Annotated in this window: 9 protein-coding genes; 8 read left to right on the forward strand and 1 reads right to left on the reverse strand. The window is 70.7% G+C overall.

All coding sequences use genetic code 11. The features are described 5' to 3' along the window. Window positions 1-505: 505 nt before the first annotated feature. The 4 genes from cysS (at window position 506) to G7Y49_RS11205 (ending at window position 5,143) form a co-directional block, all read left to right on the forward strand. Entirely contained in the window at window positions 506-2,041 is a 1,536-nt protein-coding gene (cysS, locus tag G7Y49_RS11190; RefSeq protein ID WP_165173850.1) for a cysteine--tRNA ligase, read from the forward strand. 232 nt (window positions 2,042-2,273) lie between these two features. Continuing rightward, window positions 2,274-3,224 carry a TspO/MBR family protein gene (locus G7Y49_RS11195; protein ID WP_165173852.1) on the forward strand — a complete coding sequence of 317 codons (951 nt, stop codon included), beginning with the start codon at window positions 2,274-2,276 and terminating at the stop codon, window positions 3,222-3,224. A gap of 219 nt (window positions 3,225-3,443) precedes the next feature. Then, on the forward strand, window positions 3,444-4,349 hold the full coding sequence (locus G7Y49_RS11200; protein ID WP_206214681.1) for an ABC transporter ATP-binding protein: 906 nt from the start codon (window positions 3,444-3,446) through the stop codon (window positions 4,347-4,349). Next, window positions 4,346-5,143: a hypothetical protein gene (locus G7Y49_RS11205; protein WP_165173854.1), complete on the forward strand. Its 798-nt coding sequence runs from the start codon at window positions 4,346-4,348 to the stop codon at window positions 5,141-5,143. The genes G7Y49_RS11200 and G7Y49_RS11205 overlap by 4 nt, the downstream gene beginning before the upstream one ends. Before the next feature lie 13 nt (window positions 5,144-5,156). On the opposite strand, the gene G7Y49_RS11210 is transcribed toward G7Y49_RS11205, so the two are convergent. Continuing rightward, window positions 5,157-5,954 (reverse strand): TetR/AcrR family transcriptional regulator, encoded by a 798-nt coding sequence (locus tag G7Y49_RS11210; protein ID WP_206214682.1) that lies wholly within the window; start codon window positions 5,952-5,954, stop codon window positions 5,157-5,159. A gap of 425 nt (window positions 5,955-6,379) precedes the next feature. Between G7Y49_RS11210 and G7Y49_RS11215 the strand changes: the two genes are divergently transcribed. From G7Y49_RS11215 to G7Y49_RS11230, 4 genes are all read left to right on the forward strand, one after another. After that, the gene (locus tag G7Y49_RS11215) at window positions 6,380-7,714 is read left to right on the forward strand and encodes a U32 family peptidase (protein ID WP_241157399.1); all 1,335 of its coding nucleotides are present in this window, start codon (window positions 6,380-6,382) and stop codon (window positions 7,712-7,714) included. Between the two features lie 99 nt (window positions 7,715-7,813). After that, on the forward strand, window positions 7,814-8,683 hold the full coding sequence (locus G7Y49_RS11220) for a methylenetetrahydrofolate reductase (RefSeq protein WP_206214683.1): 870 nt from the start codon (window positions 7,814-7,816) through the stop codon (window positions 8,681-8,683). After that, window positions 8,680-9,510: a hypothetical protein gene (locus G7Y49_RS11225; RefSeq protein ID WP_165173860.1), complete on the forward strand. Its 831-nt coding sequence runs from the start codon at window positions 8,680-8,682 to the stop codon at window positions 9,508-9,510. The genes G7Y49_RS11220 and G7Y49_RS11225 overlap by 4 nt, the downstream gene beginning before the upstream one ends. Then, window positions 9,500-11,349: homocysteine S-methyltransferase family protein (locus G7Y49_RS11230; RefSeq protein ID WP_165173862.1), on the forward strand; the 1,850-nt coding region annotated here is incomplete at its 3' end. The genes G7Y49_RS11225 and G7Y49_RS11230, both read left to right, overlap by 11 nt.

An 11,349-nucleotide genomic window follows, 5' to 3' on the forward strand; every position in this document is an offset into this window, starting at 1 on the left:
GGTAGCCCTCGACGACCGACAGGTACACACGGCCGTTTTTCCTCTTCTGCTTCTTGACGAACAACTTCCCGCTCCTGACCTGCGAGGACATGTTGCCCTATTATATCATACCAATGACATTACCTAATGCAAAATGTCATAAGTGCTTGACAAAAATAAAGGCCTAGAACGGCCTCTGGCCAGGAAATATGCGAAAGAAGGTCAGCTACTCAGCTGCAAAAGTCGGGTGACGCATTCTGCGCTTCATGATGCATCTTAATATGCAAATTATGCAAGATAAAGCAATTTATATATTTTATGCAAATTATGCAAGCACGTTAGAAATATGCGAACGAGCAGGACGGGTAGCTTCCGCTTGCGGGCGCTGCTGGTTGGGCATGCGCGCATGCGAGGCTCGCCGCCTTGCGTTTTTCGGAGGCAGCGGCCGTTCTCGTGCGGCTTCTCTTGTCGTGGGGCTTCCCGTGCTACAATTTCGCCATTCGCTTACCACAAGGAGAACCTGACCATGATCAAGCTCTACGATACCAAGCTGCGCCGCAAGGTGGACTTCGAGCCCATCGAGGAGGGGCACGTGCGCATGTACGTGTGCGGCCCCACGGTGTACAACCGCATCCACATCGGCAACGCGCGCACGTTCATCGCCTTCGACACCATCCGCCGCTACCTCGAGTGGCGCGGCTTCGAGGTCACCTTCGTGCAGAACGTGACCGACGTCGACGACAAGATCATCAAGCGCGCCAACGAGGAGGGCCGCACGGCCGCCGAGGTCGCCGCCGAGTACACCGAGGCGTTCATCGCCGACATGCACGCGGCGGGCGTGGAGGACCCCACAGTACGCCCGAAGGCCACCGAGGAGATCGACACCATGATCGAGCTCGTGAGCGAGCTCGTCGCGGGCGGGCACGCCTACGAGGTCGAGGGCGACGTGTACTTCGCCGTGCGCTCGTGTCCCGGCTACGGGGCGCTGTCGGGCCGCAACGTCGACGAGATGGAGGGCGGCCACCGCGAGCTGCGCGCCGACGGGCAGGGACTCGAGGACCGCAAGCGCGACCCGCTCGACTTCGCGCTGTGGAAGGCGGCCAAGCCCGGCGAGCCGTCGTGGGAGAGCCCGTGGGGGTCGGGGCGCCCGGGCTGGCACATCGAGTGCTCGGCCATGTCGCACAAGTACCTGGGGCTGCCGTTCGACATCCACGGTGGCGGAGCTGACCTGGTGTTCCCGCATCACGAGAACGAGCGCGCCCAGTCCGAGGCGGCGTACGGCTGCTCGTTCGCGAACCACTGGATGCACTCGGGCATGCTGCAGGTGGCCAACGCCGAGACGGGCGAGGCGGAGAAGATGAGCAAGTCGCTCAACAACTTCCTGCTGCTGCACGAGGCGCTCGACCTGGTGCGCCCCGAGGCGCTGCGCATGCTCACGCTGCAGACGCACTACCGCAGCCCGCTCGTGTTCGGCGACGCGCGCCTGGCCGAGGCTGAGGCCGCGCTCACGCGCATCGAGAACGCGGTGCGCAACATGGACTGGCAGCTGGACAACGCCGCGGCGGACGCCGGCGCCGGCGCTGGCGCGCTCGACGTGGCGGCGCTCGAGGCGGCCGAGGCGGCGGCCCGCGCGGCGTTCACGGAGTCGATGGACGACGACTTCAACGCGCCCGAGGCGCTCGGCGCCGTGTTCGGCCTGGTGGGCGAAGCGAACGCAGCGCTCGGCAACGCCACGGTGGGCGCGGCGGACGCCGAGATCGTGCGGCGCGTGCGCGACGCGGTGGTCGAGCTCATGGGCGTGCTCGGCGTCGACGTGACGAAGGCGGCCGAGGCGGACGCGGTCGCGGCGTACCCGGCCGAGGTGGTGACGCTCGCGGCTGACCTGGCGGGCTTCGCAGGCGACGACGCCGCCGAGGCGGTGGAGGCGCTGCTCGAGGCCCGCGCGGCGGCGCGCAAGGAGAAGAACTGGGCGCTCGCCGACGGCGTGCGCGACGGCCTGGTCGGCCTGGGCTTCGTGATCGAGGACACGCCGCAGGGCGCGCGCGTCACGTATGCGGGATAGCGCCGGCGCGCTTGTCGCCCGTGGCGCTGAAGGCGCGCGGTGTGACGCCGGCTTCGCTGCGCTTCGATACGGGGAGGAAGGCACGTCCTCATCCCCCTTGCTGGGTTTCGTTGACGGCCCGCCCTCTGGCTGAGGGCGGGCCGTTTTCCGTCCTCCACATGCCGCCTCTACACTGGGAGTCTGAGTCAAGACGACGTGGCGCCTCGGCGCCTAGTGCGAAGGAGGTTGCCTTATGAGAAGCAGCAAGACATCACGGGGGAAGGCGCGCGCGTCGTCGGGTGCGGCGCGGTGGCTGCGCGGGGTGCGCCGCTACCTGACGCCTTCCGTGGCGGCCATGTGGGTCGCGTACGCGGTCATGGTGCTGTGCAACGGGCTCTTCGAGGCGCTGCGCCTCGGCGGCACCACCTCAAGCGAGATGTCGAACCAGGTGTTCGCGTGGTTCACGCCCGCGGGCTACGTGTTCGCCATCTGGGGCGCCATCTACCTGGCGCTGTTCGCGTGGCTCGCGTACGCCACGTGGGGCACGAGCCCGGCGACGCGCACTAGGCGCGCGGGCCGCGCAGGCCGCGCGGGCCGGGGAGGGGCGGCTGGCGTGCAGGGCATCCCGGGCGGCCGCAGCGCGACCGCCCTGTTCGTGGCCAGCTGCGCGCTCAACGTGGCGTGGCTCGCGCTCTTCCACTTCGGGCAGACGGCTGTTGCGCTCGTCGTCATCGCGGCGCTGTGGGTTGACCTGGCGGCGCTCTACGCCGCGGTGCGCCGTGACGCCGCGGCGGGACGCGCGGGCGCGCCGGCGGGCGCGGGCTTGCGCGAGCGCGCGATGGCTGCGCTCGTCTGGGCGCCGATCTCCCTCTATGCGGCATGGACTACCGTGGCGGTCATCGCCAACGCGTCGCACGTTGCCACGCGCATGGCGGGCGAGGGCGTGCCGCTGGCCGGCGAGCTCTCCACGCTCGTTCTGGCGGCGGGCGTGCTGCTCCTGGGCTACTTCATGCGCTCGCGCTACGCTGACGGCGTGATGCAGGCGGTGTTCCTGTGGGCGATCGTGGGCGTGGGCGTGCACGTGCTCGACGCGTCGCCGCTCGTGGCGGTCATGCTGTTCGTGCTGGCTGCGTTCGGCGCCGTGGTGACGTACGTGCCAGCCGACGCCTTGCGCGCCCTGAGGGCGCAGGCAGCCGCGCGCTAGGCGCGTTGGCGTGCGACGTGACGCCTGCGGGCTTGGGCGTCAGCGCGCGGGTCCGCAAGAACTCACGAAAGTGCTCCTCGTGCGAGCGCATCCCCCTCCTTCGGGCGGGCGGCCATGGGGTCGCCCGCCTTTTTTCGCCGAGGGGTCTTCCCCAAACGGGTCAACGGCGTAAGCTGAAGCTTGGAAAGACGTTCCCGAAGGCGGGGAAGGGAGGGCGCTATGAGCGCACCACCTGCGGTGATAGAGGCGTGCGGCCTGACCAAGGACTACGGGCGGGGCCGCGGCGTGTTCGACGTGACGTTCGCGGTCGCGCGCGGCGAGGCGGTGGGGTTCCTCGGCGCGAACGGCGCGGGCAAGACGGTGACCATGCGCGCGCTCATGGGGTTCATACGCCCCGGCGCCGGCAGCGTGAGCATAGAGGGGCGGCGCTGCTTCTCCGACCGGGCGCGCATCCAGGAGGCGCTCGGCTACCTTCCCGGCGAGCTGGCGCTTCCCGAGGACATGACGGCGAAGCGCTACCTCGCGTTCGTGGCGCGGATGCGCGGCGCCGACGAGGCGCAGCGGCGCCGCATGCGCGCGCTCGCCGACTTCTTCGAGCTTGACGTGCGCACGCGCATCGGGCGCATGTCGAAGGGGACCAAGCAGAAGGTGGGCATCGTGGCCGCCTTCGCGCACGCGCCGCGCGTGCTGCTGCTCGACGAGCCCACGAGCGGCCTCGACCTGCTCATGCAGCAGCGCTTCGTCGAGCTCGTGCGCGCCGAGAAGCGCCGCGGCGCCACCATCCTGCTCTCGTCGCACCTGCTCGGCGAGGTGGAGCGCACCTGCGACCGGGTGCTGTTCGTGCGCGGCGGCCGCCTCGTGTCCGAGGCGCCTGCCGCGAGCCTCACGCTCGAGGAGACGCTCGCGCACCTCTACGGCGCGGGCAACGTGGGGCGCTCGTGGGACGCGCGGGCTGCCTGCGCTTCCGAGGACGCCCCTGCGCCGGATCGCGCCTCCGAGGGCGTTCCCAGAGACGCTTCCGAGGGCGCTTTCGCCCGTGTCTCCGGGGACGCCTCCGGGGACGCCTCCGCCCCTGCGCCGGACCGCGCGGCCCCGTCGTCGTCCGGGGAAGGGAGGGCTTCATGAGCGCAACGCTGATAGGGCGCCTCCTGCGCGCCAACGCGCCCGCCGTCGGCGCGTTCTTCGTCGTGATCGCCTTCTACGCGGTCATGGTGGTCTACCTGTTCGATCCGTCGCTCGCCGAGAGCCTCGACGCCATGATGGCCGCCATGCCTGAGCTCTTCGCCGCCTTCGGCATGGCCACGGCGGCCACCACGCTCACGGACTTCCTGCTGAACTACCTGCAGGGGCTCATACTCACGCTTCTCCCGCTTGTGCTCGTCATCATGATGGTGAGCAGGACGGTGGTGCGCCCCGCCGAGCACGGCTCCCTGGCGTGCCTGCTCGCGCTGCCGATGAGCCGCGTGCGGCTTGCGGCGAGCTTCGCGGCGGCCATCGTGCTGCTGCTCGCAGCGCTGCTGGTGCTCTCCACCGTCGCGGAGGTGGCGTGCTCGGAGGCGCTGTTCCCCGGGGAGCTCGACGTCGCGGGGCTCGTGCGCGCCAACGCGGGGCTCTTCGGGCTGTGGCTCTTCATGGCGGGCGTGGTGTTCGCCTCGGCGTGCGCGTTCGCGCCTTCGGGCGCGGCGCTCGGCGTAGGCGGCGGGGCGTGCCTGGCGTTCTACCTCATGCAGATGGCCGCGGGCGTGGGCGAGGGCCTCGATCTTCTCGGCGACGTGACGCCGTTCGCTCTCTACGACGCGTACGGGCTGGTGGCGGGGGAGGCGGCTGCCGTGGCGGGCGCGCTTGTCCTCGCGGCGGCGGGTGCGGCGCTCTTCGCGGCGGGCGTTGCGGCCTTCGCGCGGCGCGACCTCAGCGTGTGACCCGGCGCCAGGGTCAGGCGCCCGAGCTGGCGGCGGGGCCGTCGTCTGGATCAGCGCCCGGAATCCCGTCCGCGTTGTCGTCCGGGTCAGCGCCCAAGCCGGCAGCGGGGCCGTCGTCCAAGGCTTCACCCGAGCCGTCGGCAAGGTCGTCATCCGAGACTCCGTCTAAGCCGTCGGCAGGGCGCTCGGCGAACTTTGGCCGATAGGCCCACAGCTGCGTCATGTCGAGCCAGACGTCGAACTCGCGTACCAGGTCGTCGACGTCGATGGGCTGGCGCAGGGCGCGCTTCTCGTGCAGGTAGCCGTCGCCCATCCAGATGAGCATGCGCATGACGCGGTTCGGCGTGATGCCCGCGCGGAACTTGTCGCGGCGCACGTGGGAGAAGTAGCGGTCGGTCAGCACGTCGACCTGCTCCCAGTTCCAGCGGTTCATCACGTCGCGGATGTCGCGGTGGCTGGGGTAGAACGCGCGGAGGGTGAACTCCAGCATGTAGGGGAACCGCTTGAGCGCGGCGCTCTTCTGGCTGACGGTGTAGCGCAGAAGCTCGAAGAAGTCGTCGATCTCCCAGAAGCGCTCGTCCACCACGACTTCGGTCGCCTTCTCCATCAGGTAGTCCATGAGGTACAGGTACAGCTCGCGCTTGTTGCGGAAGTAGAAGAACAGAAGCCCCTTCGAGATGCCCGCGCGCCGGGCGATGTCCTCGGTGCGGGCGTCCTTGTAGCTGAAGCGGCCGAACGCCTCCACGCCTGCGGTGACGATGGCCTCGCGCTGCGCCTCGGGCAGCGCGTCGATGTTGCCATGCTTGGTCATGGGCGTCCCTCCCTGCATGTTTTCGCTTGCGAAGTAGCGAGAAATGCGCGATCTGATACCGCTTTGGGGGATCGCTCGCGTCGCCAGCGTTTCCGATAGTCGAGCAGCTGTCGAAAACCCCTGGTCAGTGTTTGCCCTGGATGACATTTAAGCTGATTCGGGGCCTCGCTTGGTATCAGATCGCGTGTTTCTCGCCATCTTACACATGGTAGCGCGTTGACCCGGTTGCGGAAGGGGGCGGGACGCTTTGCTGCGCCACGCTTGAGGGGCCGATTGTGCTTGCGACGTCCCGCTGCGTCGCGGCGGCGTTGGGCCCCGCTGTGTCGCCGCGGCGGCGGGCTTCGCTGGCTGCGTCGCCGCAGCCGAGGGGCCGGCCGCGGAAAAGCTGCTATCATAGGCGCACTATGAATGCGAAGAGGAGAAACATGGAGCTTCTGGCGCCGGCGGGCGGCATGGAGCAGCTGCGCGCCGCGGTGCGCTTCGGGGCCGACGCAGTGTATTTGGCGGCTGACCGCTTCGGCATGCGCGCCCGCGCGGCCAACTTCGCGCTGGCCGACATCCCGGAGGCGGTGGCGTTCGCGCACGCGGCGGGGTGCAAGGTGCACGTCACCTGCAACGTGCTCATGGGCCCGGACGACATCGACGCGCTGCCGGCCTACCTGCGCGCGCTCGACGCGGCGGGCGTCGACGCGCTCATCATCGGCGACTTGGGCGCGTTCGCGCTCGCGCGCGAGCATGCGCCGCACGTGGACCTGCACGTGAGCACGCAGGCGTCGGTGGCCAACGCCGCCGCCGCGCGCGTGTGGCACTCCCTCGGCGCGAAGCGCGTGGTGTGCGCCCGCGAGATGAGCCTCGGCGACATCGCGCGCTTGCGCCAAGACGCCCCGCCCGACCTGGAGATCGAGGCGTTCGCGCACGGCGCCATGTGCATGGCGGTCTCGGGGCGCTGCCTGATCAGCAGCTACCTCACGGGGCGCAGCGGCAACAGGGGCCACTGCACGCAGCCGTGCCGCTGGAGCTACACGCTTGAGGAGGAGAAGCGCCCGGGCGAGCACTTCCCCATCGAGGAGGACGGCCGCGGCACGTTCATCATGAACGCGAAGGACCTCAACATGATCGAGCACCTCGATGCGCTCGCGCGCGCGGGCGTGGACTCGATCAAGATCGAGGGGCGCAACAAGAAGGCGTTCTACGTGGCCACCGTGGTGGGTGCCTATCGCCGCGCGCTCGACGGCGCGCCCGCCGACGAGGTGATGCCCGAGCTCTACGCGGTGTCGCACCGCCCGTACGGCACGGGGTTCTACTTCGGCGAGGCCGAGCAGGCGTGCGCCTACGACGGCTACGAGCAGGAGGCGATGCACGTGGCCGACGTGACGGGCTGCGAGGCTGCGGGCACGGCCGCGGCAGCTGCCGCGCGCGAGACGGCGCCCGCGGCCGAGGCCGCGTCCGCGCGCGAGGGCACCGCCCCCTTCCGCCTGCTCGCGCGCTGCCGCAACCGCTTCGCGGAGGGCGACGAGCTCGAGGTGCTGAGCCCGCACGCGCCCGTCCGCACCGTGCGCGTGCGCAGCCTCACGTGGCTGCCCGACCCGACCGAGGACGACCCGGCCCCCGCGCCCGTCCCCGTGCCGGTGGCCAACCGCTCGTGCAGCGCCTACCGCTTCGAGGCCGAGGGGCTCGACGCGCCCGTCCCGCAGGGCAGCTTCCTGCGCGTGCGCGCCTTTCGCCGCTCGGCGCGCCACGGGCAGCCTGAGCGCGCGTGAGCCATCGGTGAAACAGAACGCACGCTTTCGCAAATTCAAAGCATCCGCAATGCGGCGCGAAGGCATGCGCTCGCGTGCGGTCACCGTATAATGATCCGCATGAGAAACGTAAAGGACATATTCCAAAGCCGCGCCTGCCCCGTGTCGTTCGAGATCTTCCCGCCGAAGGGGGAGCTCACGCTCGAGGCCGCGCGCGAGGTGGCGGGCGGCATCGCGCGCGTCGCCCCCGACTTCATCTCGGTGACGTACTCGGCGGGCGGCAGCGGCAACGGCCAGGCCACCACGGCCATCGCGGCCATGATCCAAGACGAGCTCGGCATTCCGAGCGTCGCGCACCTCACCTGCGTGAGCGCCACTGACGCGTCGCTTGAGGCGGCCGTCGCCGACATGCGCGCCCGCGGCGTCACCACGGTGCTCGCCTTGCGCGGCGACTTGACGGAGGGCCAGGAGCCCTCGCGCTTCCGCTACGCGGCCGACCTCATCCCGCTGCTCAAGGACGCGGGCTTCTGCGTGGGCGCCGCAGCTTACCCCGAGGGGCACATCACCTGCGAGGACGACGCGCTCAACATCGAGCACCTGAAGGCGAAGCAGGACGCGGGCGCCGACTTCTTCGTCACGCAGCTCGCGTTCGACAACGAGTGCATCTACCGCTTCCTCGACGCGGCGGACGCGGCGGGCGTCACGGCGCCGATCACCTGCGGCATCATGCCCTTCATGAGCAAGTCGCAGATCTCGCGCATGGTGTTTCTGTGCGGCGCGTCGCTTCCCTCGCCGGTCATCAAGCTCCTGGCGAAGCACGAGGACGACCCCGCGGCGCTGCGCCAGGCGGGCGTGGAGTACGCGTGCAGGCAGCTCGTCGACCTGGCGGCGCACGGCGTGGCGGGCGTGCACGTGTACTCGATGAACCATCCCGACATCGCGGAGTCGACGACGCGGGCGCTGCGCCAAGCGGGCTTCTGCGGGGCGTGAGCATGCGCCTTGAGGCCCGCGTCGACGTGGCGGAGGCGTTGAGCTACCTGGGGCATGCGGGCCAGGACCTCGGCCCCGATCTCGCAGCGCGCCTTGAGCGTGCGGCGGCGCTGTGCGAGGGCATGGCGCCCTCGGGCATGGCGCGCGCCTTCCCCCTGGAGTCATTTGCCTGCGATGAGCAGGGCGCGCCCTGCGGCGTGCGCCTGCGCGGCTGCGCGCTCGAGCTTGAGGGCTACGACGTGGCGCATCATCTGGCGGGCGCGTGCGAGGTGGTGCTCATGGCGGTGACGCTCGGCTTGGGCAGCGAGTCGATCCTGCGCCGCGAGGCCGCGCTCAACCCCACCGACGGGCTTCTGGTTGACGCCTGCGCCTCGGCGCTCGTGGAGGACGCGGCCAACGAGCTCTCGCGCCTGGTGGAGGAGCGTGCCCGCATGCGCGGTCTGCGCGCCGGCGCGCGCTTCAGTCCCGGCTACGGTGACCTGCCGCTCGGCATCCAGCGCGCCTTCCTCGACGCGCTCGGCGCGGGGCGCGCGCTCGGCATCTCCGTGACGCGCGGGGATCTGCTCGTGCCTGCGAAGAGCATCACGGCGGTGGCGGGGCTCTACTGCGCCGATGCGGCGGGAGGGCCCCGCGGCGAGGGCGTCCCGCGTGACTCTGCCGAGCCCGAGCCCGAATCTGCCGGATGCGCCGAAGGCGCCCCGCGCGCCTTCGCTCCTCCCGAGGGCGGGCCCGCCGTACCCGTCCCCTCGGCGCGCAGCTGCGCGACCTGCCGCCTCGCGCCCGTCTGCACGCTTCACGCCCAAGGAAGGACCTGCCATGGCCGCTGACCTCAACCAGCTTCGCATCAAGGACGCCCACCTCAAAGAGGTGCTCGAGGGACGCGCCTTCCTCGTGGAGGACGGTGCCATGGGCACCATGCTGCAGGCGGCGCACCTCACCGACTCGGGCGAGCTCCCCGACCTGCTCAATCTCACTCATCCCGACGCCATCACGGGCATCCAGCGCGCCTACGTGGAGGCGGGCGCCGAGCTCGTCACCACCAACACGTTCGGCGCCAACGCGCTCAAGCTCGAGGGCCGCGCCACGGTGGCCGAGGTGTTCGCCGCCGCGGCCGAGAACGCGCGGGCGGCCGGCGCGCGCTACGTGGCGGGCGACATCGGGCCTTCGGGCGCGCTCTTAGAGCCGCTCGGAACGCTGTCGTTCGAGGCGGCGTACGACCTGTTCGCCGAGCAGGTGCGCGCCGCGGACGCGGCGGGCTGCGACCTCATCGTGATCGAGACGATGACCGACCTGCGCGAGGCGAAGGCGGCGGTGCTCGCGGCGGCGGAAGGCTGCGACCTGCCCGTGTTCGTCACCATGACCTTCGGCGAGGACGGGCGCACGTTCCTCGGGACCACGCCGGCGGTCGCGGCGGCGACGCTCACCTCGCTCGGCGTGGCGGCCATGGGCGTGAACTGCTCGCTGGGCCCCGCCGAGCTCGCCGGCGCGGTGCGCGAGATCGCGCGGTTCGCCCGCTGCCCGGTGATCGCCAAGCCCAACGCGGGGCTGCCCCACCTGATCGACGGCGAGACGGCCTACGACGTGGATCCCGCCGACTTCGCGCGCGCCATGGAGTCGCTCATCGCGGCGGGCGCCTCCATCGTGGGCGGCTGCTGCGGCACCTCGCCTGCGTTCGTCGCCGAGCTGGCGAAGCTGGCGGCGGGCCGGAAGCCCGCGCCGCGCCGTGCCGAGGAGGCGTTCGTGGTCACGAGCGCCCAGGAGGCGGTGGTGCTCCCCGCAGGCGCGTCGCAGGTGGCCGTCATCGGCGAGCGCATCAACCCCACGGGCAAGAGTAAGCTCAAGGAGGCCCTGCGCGCGGGCGACTACGACTACGTGGTGGGCGAGGCGGTCTCCCAGCAGCATGCGGGCGCGGACATCCTCGACGTGAACGCGGGCCTGCCCGACATCGACGAGCCCGCGGTCCTGCGCGCGGTCACGGAGACGCTGCAGGCCACCGTCACCACGCCCCTGCAGATCGACTCGTCCGACCCGGCGGCGGTGGAGGCGGCGGTGCGCGGGTACGCGGGCAAGCCGCTCATCAACTCCGTCAACGGCAAGCGCGCGAGCTTGGCGGCGGTGCTGCCCATCGCCAAGCGCTACGGGTGCGCGCTCGTGGGACTCACGCTCGATGACGAGGGCATCCCGCCCACGGCCGAGGGGCGCCTGCGCGTGGCCGAGCGCATCGTGCGCGCGGCCGAGGCGGCGGGCGTCCCGCGCTGCGACATCGCCATCGACTGCCTGGTCATGGCGGCGGCTACCAACCAGGCCGAGATCGCGCAGGTCCTGCGCGCGGTGACGCTCGTGAAGGAGCGCCTCGGCGTGCGCACGGTGCTCGGCGTGTCGAACGTGAGCTTCGGGATGCCCCAGCGCAACCTGCTGAACGCCACGTTTCTGGCGGCGGCGTTCGGCGCGGGGCTCGACATGCCCATCATGAACCCGCTCTCAGCGCGCTATCGCGACACGGTGGCGGCGTTTCGCGTGCTCAACGGGCAGGACGCGGGCGCGGCGCGCTTCGTGGGGGAGTACGCCCAAGCGGGGGACCCCTATGCGGGCGACGCGGCTGCGGGTGCGCGCGCGGCGAGCCCCGGGAGCGCGGCGGGCGCAGGCGGCCTTGGGAGCGCGGCGGG

The organism is Adlercreutzia sp. ZJ242, assembly GCF_011038995.1.
Lineage (GTDB): Bacteria > Actinomycetota > Coriobacteriia > Coriobacteriales > Eggerthellaceae > CAAEEV01.